The sequence below is a fragment of the Streptomyces sp. NBC_01260 genome (assembly GCF_036226405.1).
Classification (GTDB): domain Bacteria; phylum Actinomycetota; class Actinomycetes; order Streptomycetales; family Streptomycetaceae; genus Streptomyces; species Streptomyces laculatispora.
Genome location: NZ_CP108464.1, coordinates 7,667,187 through 7,685,618, shown reverse-complemented (window position 1 = coordinate 7,685,618; position 18,432 = coordinate 7,667,187). Strand labels below are relative to the sequence as shown.

Below are 18,432 nucleotides of genomic sequence, written 5' to 3'. Positions count from 1 at the left end.
CCGTGCGAAGAAGTCCGCCGCGGAGGTGGAGAACGAAAAGCTGCGGCAGCAGGTGGAGCGGTTGCAGAAGGACCTGGCACGGAACAAGGCCGCACCCGAGGTGATGGGAAAAGCCTCCGCGCTCTTGGAAATGATCTCCGAGAGCGCGGACTGAAGCCTGCCGCCGGCCCTGTCGTGGACGGGGCGTTCACCGGCGTCGAGTTCTCGTCCCGCATCTTGTAACCGGTGTTCAGGCAGTCGACGACGTTGCGACCCAGCCGGTCCACGGCGGCCGCGACCAGGCCGTCGTGAGGACCCCTCTCATCGCGGAGCCAGGGGCCCAGCTTCGGACGAGTCACGGGGTCCGTGGCGCCCGAGACCTCCCAGTCGTCGGCCCAGCCGATGATGTGCGCGCCCACGGACGCGGCGGCGGTGAGCACGTTCTCCCGCTGGCGTTCGGGGGATGACGTCGCCAGCTTCACGCGCGAAAGTCGCCGCACTCCGAGCAGGCATTTACCGCATCCGTCATAGGGACGCTCGATCGCATGTAGGTCCGTACCGTGCACGTCTCTCTCCGTTCGCGCACGCATGGTACGGAGAATCGGCGGCACGACCTCTGGGAGCGATCTTGGTCAACCCAGGAAGCTCAGACGAACCTGACGGTTGGCATTAGAGATGTTCGTGTCGACCAGGCACACCGACTGCCACGTCCCCAGCTCCAGCCGTCCCGCGATCACCGGCAGCGTCGCGTGCGGCGGTACGAAGGCCGGGAGCACGTGGTCGCGGCCGTGGCCGGGGCTGCCGTGGCGGTGCTGCCAGCGGTCGTCGGCGGGGAGCAGTGTGTGCAGGGCGGAGAGGAGGTCGTCGTCGCTGCCCGCACCGGTTTCCAGGACCGCGATTCCGGCTGTCGCGTGCGGTACGAAGATGTTGAGCAGGCCGTCCCGGCCTGCGGCCGTCCGGGTGAGGAACTGTTCGCAGTCGGACGTCAGGTCGGTGACGGTCTCCGTGGTTCCCGTGGTGATGTGCAGGACGCTGGTGGTGAAGGCGGTGGGCATGGCTTCATTCTCCAGCCCGTACGGCAAGATCGCGCGTCCACGTGCCGAGACACCATTGACCGTTTCCTTAAGGGATCGCTACCTTCAGCGCCATGTTCCGATCAGCTCTGCTCACTACGCGCGGTCATATCGACCTGCTGCGAGTGGCCTCCGCCGCGTGTTGTCACGGCTGCTGACGTTCCCTCAGCTCGTTTCCCGTCAGTGACCGGGCCCGAGACGCCCGCCTGCTCCTGACGTCGTACGCGTCCCGCCCTGCCTCTCCCGTGACGCTCAGCCGCGCCGAACGCCCGCGGTGGATCCTCCGTGATCTCAGCGGGTACGGCGTGGCTGTCGCCTGCCCGGGTGCCTGGGCACACCCCTCCCCATGAACCGCTCGTGGAGCCCTCATGACTCTCGACCATGCTCTCACCCCACCCGGAATATCCCCTGAAGTAATGAAATCCGGTTCGCCGGAGGGTTCGGTCGGCCACCGTCCGCTCGACCTGGAGCCCGTGACTCCGGCCGCCGCCCGCGGAACGCGGCTCCGGAACGTGCCTCGGTGGCTTCGGCGCGCCGTCGGGCCGCTGCTGCTGCTGACCCTGTGGCAGGTGTTCAGCGCCACCGGTGTGCTGCATCCGGACGTGCTGGCCTCGCCCGGCACCATCGCCCGCGCGGGATCCGGCCTGATCGCCGACGGGACCCTGTCCTCGGCGATGGCCGTCTCGCTCCAGCGGGTCGCCGTGGGGCTGGTGCTCGGAGGCGCTGTCGGGACCGCGCTCGCACTGGTTTCGGGGCTCTCCCGGCTGGGCGAGGATCTGGTCGACGCGAGCGTCCAGATGCTGCGCACCGTTCCCTGGGTCGGGCTGATTCCCCTGTTCATCATCTGGCTGGGAATTGGCGAGGCCCCGAAGGTGGCGCTGATCGCGCTCGGGGTCGCCTTTCATCTGTATCTCAACGTCTACGCGGGCATTCGCGGCGTGGACCCCCAACTCGTCGAAGCAGGACAGTCGTTGGGGCTCGGGCGCTGGGGCCTGGTGCGGCATGTGGTGCTGCCGGGGGCGCTGCCCGGAGCCATGACGGGGCTGCGCTACTCGCTGGCGACCGCCTGGCTGGCGCTGGTGTTCGGCGAGTCGGTCAATGCCGATGCCGGAATCGGCTTCCTGATGAACCAGGCCCGGGAGTTCTTCCGTACCGACGTCATCGTCGTCTGCCTGGTCGTCTACGCCTTCCTCGGCCTCGCCGCCGATGTCATCGTCCGCGTTCTCGAAAGGCTGCTGCTGCAATGGCGACCGACCTTCACGGGCCAGTGACCACCCGCTCGCCCGCCCCCACCGGCGCACTGCCGGAGGCAGCCGTCCGGGTCGAGGGGCTGACCCGCTCCTTCGACGGCCGGGCGGTCGTCGACGGGCTCGATCTGACCCTGCGCGCGGGGGAGTTCACCGTGCTGCTCGGGCGCAGCGGATGCGGGAAGTCGACCCTGCTGCGGGTGCTCGCCGGCCTGGACCGGGAGATCCGGGGCACGGTACTGGTTCCCCGGCGCCGCGCGGTCGCGTTCCAGGCGCCGCGGCTGATGCCGTGGAAGCGGGTCTGGCGCAACGTACTGCTCGGACTGCCCGGGAATCCCGAACGCGCCGTGGCCGAGGCGGCGTTGGCGGAGGTGGGGCTCTCCGAGCGGTCCGGGGCCTGGCCCAGGACGCTCTCGGGCGGTGAGGCGCAGCGTGCCTCGCTCGCCCGCGCGCTGGTCCGCGAGCCCGATCTGCTGCTGCTCGACGAGCCGTTCGGCGCGCTCGACGCGCTGACCAGGATCAAGGCCCAGCAGCTGGTCGCCGAGCTCTGGCAGCGCCGCGGCTGCGCCGTGCTGCTCGTCACGCACGATGTGGACGAGGCGCTGCTCCTCGCCGACCGTGCGCTGGTGATGCGGGACGGCGCCATCGCGTACGAGACGCCGGTCGCCCTGGACCGCCCCCGCAGCCCCGGCACTCCGGAGTTCGCCGCACTGCGTACCCGGCTGCTCACGGAACTCGGCGTGGAGACAGTCCCCACGCCCGCCGAAACCTCCTGAACCTCCCCTGTCCGGACCGGAGAGAGACGACATGAATCGCCGCACCCTGCCCTCCCTGCTGCTGCCCTTGGCCCTGCTGCTCACCGCCTGCGGCGGCACGACCTCCGCCTCCACGGCGAGCGGCACCGACGGAAAGGGCAGCGTCACGCTCAACATCGGTGACCAGAAAGGTGGTTACGAAGCCATCCTGCGCGCCTCCGGCGAGCTGGACGACCTCGACTACCGCATCACATGGTCCACCTTCACCTCCGGCCCGCCTCTTCTCGAAGCGGTCAACGCCGGGGCCGTGGACATCGGCGGGGTCGGCAACACCCCGCCGGTGTTCGCCGCCGGCGCCGGTTCCAAGGTCGTGGTGGTGGGTGCCACACACGGTTCGTCGGCCGGCGAGGCGATCGTGGTCCCCAAGGACTCGCCGCTGCGGAAACCGGCCCAGCTCAAGGGCGCGTCGATCGCTGTCGCCCAGGGCAGCTCCGCCCATTTCCAGCTGATCAGCTCGCTGAGGAAGGCGGGGCTCGGCATCTCCGACGTGAAGCTGAAGTACCTTCAGCCGGCTGACGCGCTGGCCGCGTTCAGCCGGGGCAAGGTCGACGCGTGGGCGGTCTGGGACCCGTACACCTCGCAGGTGCTGCGCGGCGGCAGGGCCCGGGTGCTGACCACGGGTGAAGGGGTCGTCAACGGCCTCGGGTTCCAGGTCACCTCGCCCGCCGCGCTCAAGGAGTCCGGGAAGTCCAGGGCCATCGGCGATCTGCTGGTCCGACTGAACCGGGCTCAGAACTGGGTCTTCAAGCACCCCGAGGCGTGGGCGAAGGTCTGGGCGAAGGAGACCGGGCTGCCCTACGAGGTGGCGCTGGACGCGGTGAAGCTGACGTACGGCACCCGGGTCCCCGTCGCCGTCGATCCGGCCGCGATCGCCTCCGAGCAGGAGATCGCGGACACCTTCGCCGGCCTGAAGCTCATCCCGCACCGCTTCGCCTTCAAGGACTACGTCGACACCCGCTTCAACCGCGATCTCCCCGCGTCCTCGGCAACTCCCCGCTCGTACGGAAAGGCCTCCTCATGAATGTGCACCTCCACTGGTTCCTGCCCACGGGCGGCGACGGGCGCACGCTCGTCGACCGGCACGCCTACACCGACGGCGGGATCAAGCGGGACCGGATCACCCCGGTCAGCGGGGTGCGCGCACCCGACATCGAGTATCTGGCGCAGATCGCCAAGGCCGCCGAGCAGCTGGGGTTCGAGGCCGTGCTGACGCCGACCGGGACCTGGTGCGAGGATGCCTGGCTGACGACGGTGGCGCTTGCCCAGCACACCGAGCGGCTGAAGTTCCTGGTGGCGTTCCGTCCGGGCGTGATCTCGCCGGTGCTCGCCGCCCAGATGGCCGCGACGTATCAGCGGATCACCCGGGGGCGGCTGCTGCTCAATGTCGTGACGGGCGGTGACTCCACGGAGCAGCGGCGGTTCGGCGACCATCTGGACCACGACCGGCGCTATGCCAGGACCGCGGAGTTCCTGTCGGTGGTGCGAGGCGCGTGGAGCGGTCAGCCGTTCGACTTCGACGGCGAGCACTACCAGGTGGAGGGCGGGCTGACGGCGCTGCCGCCGGACCCGCTGCCGGAGGTCTTCTTCGGCGGCTCGTCGGCCGCGGCCGGGCCGGTCGCGGCGAAGCACGCCGATGTCTATCTGACCTGGGGCGAGCCTCCCGCCGATGTGAAGAAGAAGATCGGCTGGATCCGGGGGCTGGCCGAGGAGCAGGGCCGCACGGTCCGGTTCGGCATCCGGCTGCACACCATTTCGCGCGACTCGTCGCGTGAGGCGTGGGCGACCGCCGACCGGCTGCTCGGCGATCTCGACGCCGACACGGTCGCCGCGGCCCAGCAGGCGCTCGGGCGGAGCGAGTCTGTCGGGCAGCAGCGGATGCTGGCGTTGCACGGAGGCTCCCGCGACGAACTGGAGATCGCGCCCAATCTGTGGGCCGGCGTGGGTCTGGTGCGGGGTGGTGCCGGCACCGCGCTGGTCGGCAGCCACGCGGAGGTCGCGGACCGGATCGAGGAGTACCACTCCCTGGGTGTGGAGCACTTCGTGCTGTCCGGATATCCGCATCTGGAGGAGGCGTACTGGTTCGGTGAGGGCGTCACTCCGGAGCTGGCGGCCCGGGGACTGCTGTCGACCGTGCCGGCCTCCCCGCTGCTGGCGGTCCCCGCGGCGAACGGCCGCCCGGCCTCCGCGCCGGGCGGGGCTCCGCTGCTGTTCGCCGGGGGGCGCTGAGCCTCCCGGGAGCCGCGGGAAGATCCACGGCCCCGCCACAGTTGGTAGAAACGTGAACAACGTCGGGGTGCACTCAGTGGATGTCGTGGTGATCGGCGCCGGGCAGGCGGGTCTGTCCGGCGCCTACCATCTGCGCCGTACCGGCCTGGAGCCGGACCGCGATTTCGTGGTGCTCGACCACGCCCCGCGCGCCGGTGGCGCCTGGCAGTTCCGCTGGCCGTCGCTGACGTACGGCAAGGTGCACGGGATGCACGCCCTGCCCGGCATGGAGCTGACCGGCGCCGATGACAGCAGGCCCTCCTCCGAGGTGATCGGCGAGTACTTCGACTCGTACGAGCGCGCCTTCGGCCTTCGGGTGCACCGGCCGGTCGAGGTGAGCGCGGTGCGCGAGGGCGGCGGCGGGCTGCTGCTCGTGGAGACATCCGAGGGTACGTACGCGACGCGGGCCCTGATCAGCGCGACGGGGACCTGGGACCGGCCGTTCTGGCCGCGCTACCCGGGCCAGGACACCTTCCGGGGCCGCCAGCTGCACACGGCGAACTATCCGGGGCCCGCCGAGTTCGCCGGGCAGCGCGTGGTCGTGGTGGGCGGCGGGGCCTCCGGCACCCAGCACCTGATGGAGATCGCCGAGGTGGCCGCGGACACCCACTGGGTCACGCGCCGGCCGCCGGTCTTCCGCGAGGGCCCGTTCGGCGCCGACCAGGGGCGAGCCGCCGTCGCGATGGTGGCGGACCGGGTGCGACGCGGGCTGCCGCCGCAGAGCGTGGTGAGCGTGACCGGGCTGCCGGTCACCGACGCCGTCCGGCGCGCCCGCGAGTCGGGGGTGCTCGACCGCCTGCCGATGTTCGACCGGATCACACCGACCGGCATCGCCTGGGACGACGGTCGCACCGTCGAGGCCGATGTCATCCTCTGGGCGACCGGATTCCGGCCCGCCGTCGACCACCTCGCCCCGCTGAGACTGCGCGAGCCGGGTGGCGGCATCCGGGTCGAGGGGACCCAGGCGGTACGCGACGCGCGCGTCCATCTCGTCGGGTACGGACCGTCCGCCAGCACGATCGGCGCCAACCGGGCGGGGCGGGCCGCCGTGCGGGCGATCGGACGGCTGCTGGACCGGGCCGAGCCGGCCGCGGAACGGGCGGCTTCAGCGGCCTGAGTACCGGGCCGCTCAACTCGGTACGGGTACGGCGGCGGCCACCACGGGGACGAGCACGGCGGCGATGAGCAGCGCCGGCCGGCCGCGCCGGGTCCGGCGAAACGTGCGACGGGGTGGGGCGTCCGGGGACTCGTTCACCATGCGGGCACGCTATCCCGCACCGATCCCCTCGTCGGCACCCCGCCTTCGGGCGACACGCGCCCCGCACGAGAGAGGGGAACACGCGAACAGGGGATCGGATGTTCGCTGGAACGTGTGGTCGTATTGGCATTCGTTGCTCAACTGCTGTGCGGTACATGATGATTACAGTGCGCAAGCGACGGGCTGCAGACCGCGACTGTGCTGTCCCAGAGATGCACCGTGTACAAGGAGAATCACCAGATGAACTTCCTCACCAACCTGCTTGCCGGCGTCGTCCACTTCGTGGGTTGGCTCATCTGACCATTGCTCGATCAGGCGCCGTCGCTCCCCGTCCCACGGGAGCGGCGGCGCCGTCGCGTGCGCCGTCCACTCCGTGCGGGGGCCGTTGGGGGTTCACTGCGCCGCGAACGAGGAGAACATGTCGATGAGCGGCTGCGGTGCCCGGTCGTTGAAGATCACCTCCAGGCCTTCGGCGGACTCCTGAGCGCTCTTCCCGCTCCGCGCGAAGAGGGGTGCCTCGTAGTCGGCCAGCGCGGATTCGAGGTCACCCGGGTGAGCGACGAGCGCCCGGCCCAGGTCGGCGCCGTCGGTCATCGCGAGGTTGGCGCCTTCGCCCGCGAAGGGGGACATCAGGTGGGCCGCGTCGCCGAGCAGGGTGATGCCCGGGGTGCGCTTCCAGCAGTGCCCCGCGGGCAGCGCGTGAATGAGGCGCGGCACCGGCAGGCCGTCGCAGTCGGTGATCAGCCGCCGGAGGCCGGGCGCCCAGTCCGCGAAGTGCTCGGCCAGTTCGGCCCTGGACGCCTCGGCGTCGGTGAAGTCGATCGTCGACAGCCGGCCCTCGGCCGCGCGCAGCGCGGCGTAGACATGGAGACTGCCGTCGGACTCGCGGTGCGCGAGGAATCCTTGGTTGTCGCCGAGCGCGAAGAACATCCCGCCGCCGATGAGTTCGGCGCACTCGGGGTGGCGGGTGTCGGCATCGAGGAAGTCCAGTTCCACGAAGGAGATGCCGGTGTAGGCAGGGACGGCGTCGGAGAGCAGCGGACGGATACGGGACCAGGCGCCATCCGCCCCGACGAGCAGTCCGGCCGTGAAGGCGGTGCCGTCGGCGAGCGTGACCTCGTGCCGTCCTGCGCCGGTCGGCCCGGCACCGGTCGGCTCGGCACCGGTCGGCTCGGCATTGGTGACCTTGCTGCCCCAGCGCACGGTGCCCTCGGGCAGCGAGTCGAGCAGCAGGTCGCGCAGGTCTCCGCGGTCGATCTCGGGACGCCCACCCTGACCGTCGTCCGGCTGCTCATGCAGTACCCGGGCCCGCTTGTCGAGGATCCGCACGGCTTGGCCACCGGGATGGACCTTCTCCCGGAACCGCTCGTGCAACTCGGCGGCGCGCAGGGCGGCCTGGCCGGTTTCCTCATGGATGTCGAGCATGCCGCCCTGAGTGCGGGCGTTCCGGTCGGCCTCCAGGTCGAAGACGGCTGCCTCGATCCCGTTCACATGCAGTACGCGGGCGAGAGTGAGGCCGCCGAGGCCGGCGCCGATGATCGCGACGGGATGGTGTGCGGTGCTCATGGTGGCGCCTCCAGCTCGTGCGGAATGCCGGCCCAGGATTCACTGCGGGCCCATCCCCTCGGCGGCAACGGAAGAGCGAGGGGCACACACTCACCATAACGAACACGTTCGTCACGAACAAGTTCGCTCCTGGGCATGAGGTGCGTCCGACCCGGTCGTTCAGCCTGTTGCGGGGGCCAGCTGGGTGTCCCTGCGGACCAGGGCGGCATAGCGCCCGTCCTGGTCGAGCAGTTCCTCGTGACTGCCGCGCTCCGCTGCCCGCCCGCCGTCCAGGACGACGATCTGATCCGCGTCACGCACGGTGGACAGCCGGTGAGCGATGGTGAGAGTGGTGCGTCCGGCGGAGAGCGCGTCGATCGCTTCCTGCACGGCGAATTCGGTACGGGTGTCGAGGGCGCTCGTCGCCTCGTCGAGGATCAGCACCGGCGGGTCGCGCAGGATCGTGCGGGCGATGGCCAGGCGCTGCTTCTCACCGCCCGAGAACCGGTAGCCGCGTTCACCGACCAGGGTGTCGTAGCCGTCGGGCAGCGAGGCGATGTGGTCGTGGATCTGTGCCGCGCGGGCCGCTGCCTCGATCTCCTCGTCGGTGGCCTCCGGCTTGGCGAAGCGCAGGTTCTCGGCGACGGAGGCATGGAAGAGGTACGTCTCCTGGGAGACCACCCCGATGGCCCTGGCAAGGGTGTCGAAGTCCAGATCACGCACATCGACGCCGTCGAGCGTGACCCGTCCGCCGGAGACGTCGTACAGCCGCGGCACCAGATAGCTGAGGGTGGACTTTCCGGAGCCGGTGGGACCCACGACGGCCAGGCTGCCGCCGGCGGGCACGGCCACGTCGACGCCGCTGAGGGTGGGGCCGCTCTTCTCGTCGTAGCTGAAGTCGACGTTCTCGAAGCGGATCTCGCCGCGGATCTTCTCCAGCCGGACCGGGTTCTCCGGTTCGGTGATGTCCACCGTGAGGTCGAGGTATTCGAAGATCCGCTGGAAGAGGGCGAGGGAGGTCTGCATCTGCACGCCTGTGGAGAGCAGGCTCACGGCGGGCCGGAAGAGGCCCTGCTGGAGCGAGACGAAGGCGACGAGCGTACCGATGGAGACGGCGGGTCCGCTGGACTGCAGGGTCATGCCCGCGGCCCAGTAGATGACGGCCGGCATGGCGGCCATGACGATGCCGATCGTCGACATCCGCCAGCGTCCGGCCATGCTGGAGCGCACTTCGAGGTCGACCAGCCGCTCGGACTCCTCGGTGAAGCCCTTGGTGAGCGAGTCCGACCGGCCCATGGTGCGGCCGAGCAGGATGCCGCTGACGGAGAGCGACTCGGTGACCGTGGCCGCCATGGCGGCCATCTGCTTCTGCCGCTGGGTGGTGATCTTCTTGCGCTCCCGGCCGACCCGGCGGCTGATCCAGACGAAGACCGGCAGCAGGAGCAGCGAGACGACGGTGAGCCGCCAGTCGAGCGCGAGCATGGCGACGACGGTGGCGATGACCGCGGTGAGGTTGGAGACCAGCGAGGTAGCCGTCGAGGTGACGGTGGCCTGCATGCCTCCGATGTCGTTGGCGATCCGGGACTGGACCTCGCCCGTGCGGGTCCTGGTGAAGAAGGCGAGCGGCATCCGCTGGAGCTGGGTGTAGACCGCGGTGCGCAGGTCGTGCATCACGCGCTGGCCGACGGTGGTCGAGATGAGGGTCTGGAGCACGCCGAAGACACTGTTCATCACGGCGGTGAGGATCATGCCGAGAGCGAGCAGCGAGAGCAGCCCGGTCCGCCCCTGCGGGATGGCGGTGTCGAGGATTTCGCGCAGCAGGAACGGCGAGGCGACCGACACCAGCGACGAGGCGCCGACGAGCAGTCCGACCACCGCGAGGCGGCCACGGTAGGGATGGAAGAGGCGCAGGATGCGGCGCAGCTCGGCGGGCGGCTGCTCGGCGTCCTTCGGCGGGGGCGTCCACGTAGGTTCGTCGGGTTTCATGGGCTCCTTCGTCAGGCGTGCGACAACAGGGAGGGAAGGCCGCGACCGCCTGCGACGACCTGCGCGTCAGCGGTCCGCGACGGTCCGGATCGTCGGCCCGTCGGGATCCACGGTCCGTAACAGTCGAGCGGATAAGAGCATAGCTCATTGTTACCTGTACTCACAATGAACCAGGTCCTGATATTGTTCCTCGTATGGATTCCCCCGACCCCGACGGCCTGCTCGCCGAACAGCTGCTGCGGCTGACCCGCAGGCTCCAGCGCATCCAGAGCCGTCAGCTGGAGCCGGTCGGTATCACCCCCGCGCAGTTCCGGCTGCTGCGCACCGTCGCGCACTACGACGGCGCACCGCGGATGGCGGATCTCGCACAGCGCCTCGATGTGGTCCCGCGCGCCGTGACCACTCTGGTGGACGGCCTGGAGGCCAGCGGCCGGGTGCGCCGGGCCCCCGATCCGGACAGCCGCCGGGTGGTCCGGATCGAGATCACCGACGAGGGCATCGCCACTCTCCGGTCGCTGCGCAACGGGCGCCGCGCGGCCGCAGAGGAGATCCTGGCTCCATTGACCGCCGATCAGCGCGAAGTGCTCGGCGGGCTGCTGACCGCTCTGGTCAACGGAATGCCGGAGCGCCGCTGCTGACCGGGTGCGGAGCACCGCGCCGAGCCGCCGAGGGGATCTCGAATGCCGCTGCTGGAGCCGAAGCCGGAAGCCCTGCGCCCCGGTGCGATGCGCAGCCCCACCCACGACCGGGTGCCCGACGAGCAGGCGCCGGGCACACCTGAGCCGCTGCGGAGCGAGCTGACCGACCTGCTGGGGCCGCAGAAGGTGCTGTGGAAGATCTCCGACCTGGTGCGGTACGCCTCCGATGCCAGCCCCTATCGGTTCGTGCCCCAGGTCGTCGTCGTACCCGAGAACATCGACGACGTCTCGGCGATCCTGTCGTACGCGCACGGCAAGGGCCGCAACATCGTCTTCCGAGCCGCGGGCACCAGTCTGAACGGCCAGGCACAGGGCGAGGACATCCTCGTCGACGTACGGCACCACTGGGCCGGCATCGAGGTCCTGGACGGCGGTGCGCGGGCCCGCATCCGGCCGGGGACGACGATCATGCGGGCCAACGCCACCCTCGCCCGGCACGGCCGGCTGCTCGGCCCCGACCCGGCGAGCGCGATCGCCTGCACGATCGGCGGGGTCGTCGCCAACAACGCCTCCGGTATGACCGCGGGCACCAGCCGCAATTCGTACCGGACCGTCTCGTCGCTCACCTTCGTACTGCCCGGCGGCACGGTGGTGGACACCGGCGATCCCTCGGCGGACGAGGACCTGGCGCACGCGGAGCCGCAGCTCTGCGCGGGGCTCCTCGCGCTGAAGGCGGAGATCGAGGCCGATGCCGGGCTCACCGCCCGGATCCGGGCCAAGTACGAGATCAAGAACACCAACGGGTACCGGCTCGACGCCTTCCTGGACGGCACGACACCCGTGGAGATCCTGCGCGGGCTCATGGTCGGCTCGGAGGGGACCTTCGGTTTCATCTCCGAGGTCGTCTTCGACACGCTGCCGCTGGACCGCCGCGTCTCCACCGCGCTGCTCTTCTTCCCGTCCCTGACCGCGGCGGCGGCCGCCGTCCCGCTGTTCAACGAAGCGGGTGCCATCGCCGTGGAGCTGATGGACGGGAACACCCTGCGGGCCTCCGTCAGCGTCCAGGGGGTGCCCGCCGACTGGGCCGGGCTGCCGAAGGAGACCGCGGCGCTGCTGGTGGAGTTCCGCGCCCCGGACGAGGAGGGCCAGGAGGCGTACGAGCGGGCGGCGGCCGGTGTCGTGCGCCGGCTGGAGCTGGTCCGGCCCGTCACCTCGGTGACCAACGAGTTCACCCGGGACGCCGGGACCATCTCCGGCTACTGGAAGGCGCGCAAGGCCTTCGTCACCGCGGTCGGCGGCTCCCGGCCGTCCGGTACGACACTGATCACGGAGGACTTCGCCGTCCCGCCCTCCCGGCTGGCCGACGCGTGCGAGGCGCTGCTGGCACTCCAGGCCGAGCACGGTTTCGACGCCGCCGTCGCGGGCCACGCGGCCCACGGCAACCTGCACTTCCTGCTCGCCTTCGACGCGGCGAAGCCCTCCGACGTCGACCGGTACGCCGCGTTCATGGCGGACTTCTGCCGGCTGACCGTGGAGCGGTTCGACGGATCGCTCAAGGCGGAACACGCCACCGGCCGCAATATCGCGCCCTTCCTGGAGCTGGAGTGGGGACCGCGGGCGACCGAACTGATGTGGCGGACCAAGCAGCTCATCGACCCCGACGGGGTGCTGGCACCCCGGATCGTCCTGGACCGCGACCCGAAGGCCCATCTGCGCGGCCTGAAGACCATCCCCCGGGTCGAGCCGGTGGCCGACCCGTGCATCGAGTGCGGATTCTGCGAACCGACGTGCCCCAGCCACGACCTGACCACGTCACCGCGCCAACGCATCGTGCTGCGCCGGGAGATGATGCGGCAGCCGGCCGGTTCGCCGGTGGAGACCGGGTTGCTCGACGCGTACGGCTACGATGCCGTCGACACCTGCGCGGGCGACTCCACCTGCAAACTCGCCTGTCCGGTCGGGATCGACACCGGCGCCATGATGAAGGCCTTCCGCCATCAGCGGCACTCCCCGCGCGAGGAACGGGTCGCCGCGCTCACCGCGAAGAACTTCCGCGCCGTGGAGGCGGCGGCCCGGCTCGCGGTCGCCGCGGCGAGCCGGATCGACGACCGGCTGCTCGCAGGCGTCACCGGTCTCGCCCGCCGGGCCGTGCGCCCCGACCTGATGCCCGCCTGGCTGCCGGAGATCCCCGGTGCCGCCGCCCGGAAGCTGCCGCGCACCTCCAGGACGGGAGCGAGCGCCGTCTACTACCCGGCCTGCGTCAACCGCATCTTCGCCGGCCCCGAGGGACACCACGTCCCGTCCCTGCCGCAGGCCGTGGTCGCCGTGTCGGCGCGCGCCGGAAAGCCGGTCTGGATCCCACCGGACGTCGCCGGGACGTGCTGCGCGACGATCTGGCACTCGAAGGGGTACGACGCCGCGAACGCCGTGATGGCCAACCGGATCGTGGCGGCGGCCTGGGGCTGGACAGCGGGCGGAAGACTGCCGTTGGTCGTCGACGCCTCCTCGTGCACGCTGGGCATCGCCCATGAGGTGGTGCCGTATCTGACCGAGGACAACCGGGCCTTGCACAGCGAACTGACCGTCGTCGACTCCCTGGTCTGGGCCGCCGACGAACTCCTGCCGGAGCTGACGGTGCTGCGCCGAGCCGGCTCCGCGGTCCTGCACCCGACCTGCTCGATGGAGCATCTGGGCGATGTGGAGCACCTGCGCGCGGTAGCTGAGGCCTGCGCGCGGGAGGTCGTGATCCCGGACGACGCCGCGTGCTGCGGATTCGCGGGCGACCGCGGCATGCTGCACGAGGAGCTGACGGCCTCGGCGACCGCAAAGGAGGCCGCCGAGGTGAACACCCGGGAGTACGACACCTATCTCTCGGCCAACCGGATGTGCGAGATCGGCATGGACCGGGCGACGGGCCATTCGTACTACTCGGTGCTGATGGAGCTGGAGCGGGCGACCCGGCCCGGTCCCGGTCAGGTCTGAAGGCCTGCGCGGTCACCCATCACGATGACCGGATGCTGCTTCGGGTCCAGGGTGCGCAACAGCTTCTCCATGCCCGCCTTCGGCAGGCTCACACAGGCCGATGTGCCGCTGCCGTGGTCCATGTGCAGCCAGATACTGCCGCCCTTGGACTGGCCCTCGGGCCGCGTCGGATCGTTGGGAGCGGTGCCCTTGACGCGGTTGTAGTCGATGGCGATGACGTAGTCGAAGTCGTGCCAGTGCGACTTGGCCCAGTAGTGCGGGGCCTGGATGGACGCCGACTCCGTGTACGGGAGCAGCGCACCGGGATCGGGCAGCACCCCGCCCGCGTCGGTGAGGCTGAAGACACCGACCGGGCTGCGCTTGTCGTCCTCGTGATGGTCGGCGGCCCAGCCCTTCTTGCCGTTGTGGGCCTTCCAGCCGGCGACCTTGTCCCAGGTGGTTCCGGTTCTGGTGTAGAACACGACCGTGGAGTCGGCGGAGTCCTTGCCCGCGCCGTAGACGGCGACGACCTGACGGGAGTTGGCCGGGATCTGCGACTGCAACCGGTCGCCGACATCCGGAATGCGCTTCAGGTCGACGGTCTGCGCCTTGTCCTTGTCCTTCGACTTCCCGGCATCGGCCGACCGCGCTCCGTCCTTGTCCGCGTCCTGTCCACCGCACGACGTCAGGGTCGTGATCAGGACACCGCAGGCGGCCGCCGAGACCACCATTCGTACCGCACCGGCTATATGCATCCGGACATGGTCGCACTCCGTGGCGTTCGGCCCCGCCCACCCGTGCGGACCGCGGCGAATGCGTGCCGAATCTTTACCCCCCGCACCCACCGGTATCTGCCGCTCGGCCTGAGCGGGTCTGCGCTCGGGCCGTCTCCCGGCGCGTAAAAGGGTTTGCCGCACCACCGACGAGACGCGAGGATTGGACGGTTTGGTCCCCCCACATGCTTCTCCCCACGTGATTCTGGAGGTCCCTCGCGGACCTCAGCTCCTTCCGATCTTTGGGACGTCATGCAAATTCGCGATCTTCCGTACCCGGATCCCGGCGATCCCGATGTCCGGTCGGGCCCTCGCTTTCTGATCTGGCTCGGCCGCAACCAGATCCGCGGACAGCTCAAGTCCATGTCGTGGGGCCTGCTTCACCAGTGCTCCATCGCCGGACTGCCGCTCGCCGTCGGGTTCGCCGTCCAGGCGGTCGTCGACCGGTCGGGCGGGCGGCTCGCACTGGCCGGCGCTCTGATCGCGGTTCTCGGCGTGCTGATCGCCGTGGGCGACACCATGCTGCACCGGACCGCCGTCACCAACTGGATCACCGCGGCCGCGCGGGTCCAGCAACTGCTGGCCCGCAAGACCGCGGAGCTCGGCTCGGCACTGACCCGCCGGGTCGCCGCGGGCGAGGTCGTCGCGGTCTCGACAGGTGATGTGGAGAAGATCGGCTGGTTCGTCGAGGCGCTCTCCCGCTTCGCCGCCGCCGCTGCCGCCCTCGTCATCATCTGTGTCGGGCTCGTCCTCTACCTTCCCTCGCTGGGCGTGCTCGTGGCACTCGCCATGCCGCTGCTCGCCCTGGGTGTCCTGCCGCTCCTCCCCCGCGCCACCCGCCGCGCCGACTTCCAGCGCGAGAAGGCCGGCAAGGCCACCGAGCTGGCCTCGGACACCGTGGCCGGACTGCGCGTGCTGCGCGGCATCGGCGGCGAGGAACTGTTCCTGGGCCGCTACCGGCGGGCCTCGCAGGAGGTCCGCAAGGCCGCGGTGCGCAGTGCGCGGATGTGGTCGCTGATCTCCGCGATCCAGGTCCTGCTGCCGGGCATCCTGCTGATCTCCCTGGTCACCTACGGGGCCGCGCTGGCCCGCGACGGGAAGATCGACGTCGGTCAGCTGGTGACCGTGTACAGCGCGGCGACGCTGTTGCTGTTTCCTCTGCGCCACTTCGAGGAGATCGCGATGGCGTACTCCTTCTCGCGGCCGTCCGCGCAGCGCGCGGTCCGGGTGCTCTCGCTGAGCCGGGTCGCCCGGCCGTCGACGGTCGACGCCGCTCCGGCCGGCGACCTGTACGACCCGGCCACCGGACTGATGGCGCCCGAGGGCCTGTTCACCGCGGTGGTCTGCGGCGATCCGGACGAGGCCGGCCGGCTCGCGGACCGGCTCGGCGGCCACGCCCAGCCGGAGGTGGCGAAGGACGGCGCCGTCGAGGACGGGACGGCGGACCACGAGGCGCCGTCCGTGCTGCTCGGTGGCGTACCCCTGGACGAACTGGAACTGGACGCGGCGCGCACCGCCGTTCTGGTCCAGGACAAGGACCCGGTGCTGCTCTCCGGCACCCTGCGCGAACTGCTGGACGTGCCGTCGTCCGGCCGGGTGAGCCCCGAGGAGGCGCTGTCGGCCGCACAGTGCGACGACGTCCTGAACGCGCTGGCACAGGCGTCCGTGGACTCCGGCGGCGATCCGATGAACACCCGGATCACCGAACGCGGCCGGTCGCTCTCCGGCGGCCAGCGCCAACGCCTCGCCCTGGCCCGGTCGCTGGTGACCGACCCGGAGGCGCTGGTGCTCGACGAGCCGACGTCCGCGGTCGACTCGCACACGGAGGCGCGGGTCGCCGCGGGTATCAAGGCGCTGCGCAAGGACCGTACGACGGTGGCCTTCGCCTCCTCCCCGCTGCTGCTCGACCTGGCGGACCGGGTGGCGCTGGTCCACCGGGGCACGGTGGTGGCCGTCGGTACCCACCGTGAACTGCTGCGCGGCGAACCGCGCTACCGGGCCGTCGTCACCCGCGAGACCGGCGACGAGATCCCGGCACCGGCCCCGCCGGGCAAGGACGAAGCGATCCAGGCGATCGACACCATCGAGGAAATCGAGGAGAGGGCATGACCGGCGTCGCACCACCGGCCTACGACCCGGCCGCGCCCGAGTCGGCCGCAACCCTGCCGGTCGGCACCCCTACGACCGTACGGACGTATGCCAGGGAACTGATCAGGCGCCACCGGCGGCCGTTCACCGTGGTCACCCTGCTCAACACGGTCGCGGTGGTCGCCTCGATCGCCGGCCCCTACCTGCTGGGCGGGCTCGTCGAGGACCTGTCCGACGGGGTCACCGACCTCCATCTGGAGCGCACCGCCGCGGTGTTCGCCGTCGCGCTGATCGTGCAGACCGTGGTCACCCGGATGATGCGGCTGCGCAGCGCGATGCTCGGCGAGGAGATGCTGGCCGATCTGCGCGAGGACTTCCTCGTGCGGTCGGTCCGGCTGCCGCCCGGTGTCCTGGAGCGGGCCGGGACGGGTGATCTGCTCTCCCGGATCACCACGGACATCGACCGGCTCGCCAACGCCATGCGCGAGGCGGTGCCTCAGCTGGCCATCGGTGTGGTGTGGGCGGGGCTGCTGCTCGCCGCGCTCACCGTCACCGCTCCCCCGCTGGCGCTCTCGGTGCTCATCGCGCTTCCGGTGCTGATCGTCGGCTGCCGCTGGTACTTCCGCCGGGCGCCGTCCGCGTACCGCTCGGAGGCCGCCGGTTACGCGGCGGTCGCGGCCGTGCTCGCGGAGACGGTGGATGCCGGGCGGACCGTGGAGGCGCACCGGCTGGGTGCGCGCCGGGTCGCGCTGTCGGACCAGCGGGTCAAGGAGTGGACGGCCTGGGAGCGGTACACGCTCTTCCTGCGATCCGTGCTCTTTCCCGTCATCAACGCCACGTACGTGACGATCCTCGGCGCGGTCCTGATGCTCGGGGGCTGGTTCGTGATCGAGGGCTGGCTCACCGTCGGGCAGCTGACGACGGGTGCGCTGCTCGCGCAGATGATGGTCGACCCGATCGGCCTGATCCTGCGCTGGTACGACGAGTTGCAGGTCGCCCAGGTGTCGCTGGCGCGCCTCGTGGGTGTCCGCGAGATCGAGCCGGACGCGGGCGACGCGGCGGTGGCGCCGGACGGCCGGGACGTACGCGCCGACGAGGTGCGCTTCGGTTACCGGGCCGGTCTCGACGTCCTGCACAAGGTGTCGCTGGACGTCGCTCCGGGTACCCGGCTGGCGCTGGTCGGCCCGTCCGGTGCGGGCAAGTCCACGCTGGGCCGGCTGCTGGCCGGAATCTACGCCCCACGCACCGGTGAGGTCTCGCTGGGCGGTGCGCAGTTGTCGCGGATGACCGCGGAGCGCGTGCGTACGCATGTGGCGCTGGTCAACCAGGAGCACCATGTCTTCGTGGGTTCGCTGCGGGACAACCTGTTGCTGGCCCGTGCCGGTGCCGGTGACGCGGAGCTGTGGGCGTCGCTGGCCGCGGTCGACGCGGACGGCTGGGCCCGGGCACTGGACGAGGGGCTGGACTGCGAGGTCGGCTCGGGCGGTACGGTACTCACTCCCGCGCAGGCCCAGCAGATCGCGCTGGCCCGGCTGGTGCTGGCCGATCCGCACACGCTGGTGCTGGACGAGGCGACATCGCTGCTCGACCCGCGCGCGGCCCGTCATCTGGAGCGCTCACTGGCCCGGGTGCTGGACGGCCGCACGGTCGTGGCGATCGCGCACCGGCTGCACACGGCGCACGACGCGGATGTGATCGCGGTCGTCGAGCAGGGCCGGATCAGCGAGCTGGGCAGCCATGACGAACTGGTGGCGGCGGACGGCGCGTACGCGGCGCTGTGGCGGTCCTGGCACGGCTGACGGAG

At 70.8% G+C, this 18,432-nt stretch carries 16 protein-coding genes and 1 pseudogene; 11 read left to right on the top strand and 6 right to left on the bottom strand.

The window, feature by feature from the left end; genetic code table 11:
* Nucleotides 1–25: 25 nt before the first annotated feature.
* The gene (locus OG322_RS34280; RefSeq protein WP_329307819.1) at nt 26–154 is read left to right on the top strand and encodes a hypothetical protein; all 129 of its coding nucleotides are present in this window, start codon (nt 26–28) and stop codon (nt 152–154) included.
* 67 nt (nt 155–221) lie between these two features.
* Here the strand turns inward: OG322_RS34280 and OG322_RS34275 are convergent.
* A pseudogene (locus tag OG322_RS34275) lies at nt 222–569 on the bottom strand (recombinase family protein); the annotation flags it as partial.
* 42 nt (nt 570–611) lie between these two features.
* Complete coding sequence (locus OG322_RS34270; protein ID WP_123467732.1) at nt 612–1,034, bottom strand: YjbQ family protein; 423 nt, start codon at nt 1,032–1,034, stop codon at nt 612–614.
* A 92-nt stretch (nt 1,035–1,126) separates the two neighbouring features.
* On the opposite strand from OG322_RS34270, the gene OG322_RS34265 reads away from it, so the two are divergent.
* The 6 genes from OG322_RS34265 (at nt 1,127) to OG322_RS34240 (ending at nt 6,496) form a co-directional block, all read left to right on the top strand.
* A complete protein-coding gene (locus tag OG322_RS34265) occupies nt 1,127–1,210 on the top strand; it encodes a putative leader peptide (protein ID WP_311317005.1) in 84 nt (27 codons plus the stop codon).
* A gap of 210 nt (nt 1,211–1,420) precedes the next feature.
* Nucleotides 1,421–2,323: an ABC transporter permease gene (locus tag OG322_RS34260; RefSeq protein ID WP_329307400.1), complete on the top strand. Its 903-nt coding sequence runs from the start codon at nt 1,421–1,423 to the stop codon at nt 2,321–2,323.
* Nucleotides 2,296–3,075 carry an ABC transporter ATP-binding protein gene (locus OG322_RS34255; RefSeq protein WP_123467736.1) on the top strand — a complete coding sequence of 260 codons (780 nt, stop codon included), beginning with the start codon at nt 2,296–2,298 and terminating at the stop codon, nt 3,073–3,075. Before OG322_RS34260 ends, OG322_RS34255 begins: the two co-directional genes overlap by 28 nt.
* A 31-nt stretch (nt 3,076–3,106) precedes the next feature.
* Nucleotides 3,107–4,135, top strand: a complete 1,029-nt coding sequence (locus OG322_RS34250) for an ABC transporter substrate-binding protein (RefSeq protein ID WP_123467738.1) — start codon at nt 3,107–3,109, stop codon at nt 4,133–4,135.
* The gene (locus OG322_RS34245; RefSeq protein WP_123467740.1) at nt 4,132–5,340 is read left to right on the top strand and encodes an LLM class flavin-dependent oxidoreductase; all 1,209 of its coding nucleotides are present in this window, start codon (nt 4,132–4,134) and stop codon (nt 5,338–5,340) included. The genes OG322_RS34250 and OG322_RS34245 overlap by 4 nt, the downstream gene beginning before the upstream one ends.
* Nucleotides 5,341–5,407: 67 nt before the next feature.
* Nucleotides 5,408–6,496: an NAD(P)-binding domain-containing protein gene (locus OG322_RS34240; protein ID WP_329307797.1), complete on the top strand. Its 1,089-nt coding sequence runs from the start codon at nt 5,408–5,410 to the stop codon at nt 6,494–6,496.
* A 12-nt stretch (nt 6,497–6,508) separates the two neighbouring features.
* Here OG322_RS34240 and OG322_RS34235 read toward each other — a convergent pair whose 3' ends face one another.
* The 3 genes from OG322_RS34235 to OG322_RS34225 form a co-directional block, all read right to left on the bottom strand.
* Nucleotides 6,509–6,637, bottom strand: coding sequence for a hypothetical protein (locus tag OG322_RS34235; RefSeq protein ID WP_329307399.1), 129 nt, complete (start codon nt 6,635–6,637; stop codon nt 6,509–6,511).
* A 393-nt stretch (nt 6,638–7,030) separates the two neighbouring features.
* On the bottom strand, nt 7,031–8,203 hold the full coding sequence (locus OG322_RS34230) for an FAD-dependent oxidoreductase (protein ID WP_329307398.1): 1,173 nt from the start codon (nt 8,201–8,203) through the stop codon (nt 7,031–7,033).
* A gap of 159 nt (nt 8,204–8,362) precedes the next feature.
* Entirely contained in the window at nt 8,363–10,168 is a 1,806-nt protein-coding gene (locus tag OG322_RS34225; RefSeq protein ID WP_124286232.1) for an ABC transporter ATP-binding protein, read from the bottom strand.
* 194 nt (nt 10,169–10,362) lie between these two features.
* On the opposite strand from OG322_RS34225, the gene OG322_RS34220 reads away from it, so the two are divergent.
* Both OG322_RS34220 and OG322_RS34215 read left to right on the top strand, forming a co-directional pair.
* Nucleotides 10,363–10,806, top strand: a complete 444-nt coding sequence (locus tag OG322_RS34220) for a MarR family winged helix-turn-helix transcriptional regulator (protein WP_123467746.1) — start codon at nt 10,363–10,365, stop codon at nt 10,804–10,806.
* 42 nt (nt 10,807–10,848) lie between these two features.
* Complete coding sequence (locus OG322_RS34215) at nt 10,849–13,788, top strand: FAD-binding and (Fe-S)-binding domain-containing protein (protein WP_329307397.1); 2,940 nt, start codon at nt 10,849–10,851, stop codon at nt 13,786–13,788.
* Here OG322_RS34215 and OG322_RS34210 read toward each other — a convergent pair.
* On the bottom strand, nt 13,779–14,498 hold the full coding sequence (locus OG322_RS34210; RefSeq protein ID WP_123467750.1) for a hypothetical protein: 720 nt from the start codon (nt 14,496–14,498) through the stop codon (nt 13,779–13,781). The two genes, OG322_RS34215 and OG322_RS34210, sit on opposite strands and share 10 nt — an antisense overlap.
* A 294-nt stretch (nt 14,499–14,792) precedes the next feature.
* On the opposite strand from OG322_RS34210, the gene OG322_RS34205 reads away from it, so the two are divergent.
* Nucleotides 14,793–16,649, top strand: coding sequence for an ABC transporter transmembrane domain-containing protein (locus OG322_RS34205; RefSeq protein WP_123467752.1), 1,857 nt, complete (start codon nt 14,793–14,795; stop codon nt 16,647–16,649).
* Entirely contained in the window at nt 16,646–18,427 is a 1,782-nt protein-coding gene (locus tag OG322_RS34200; protein WP_124286230.1) for an ABC transporter ATP-binding protein, read from the top strand. Before OG322_RS34205 ends, OG322_RS34200 begins: the two co-directional genes overlap by 4 nt.
* Nucleotides 18,428–18,432 lie beyond the last annotated feature (5 nt).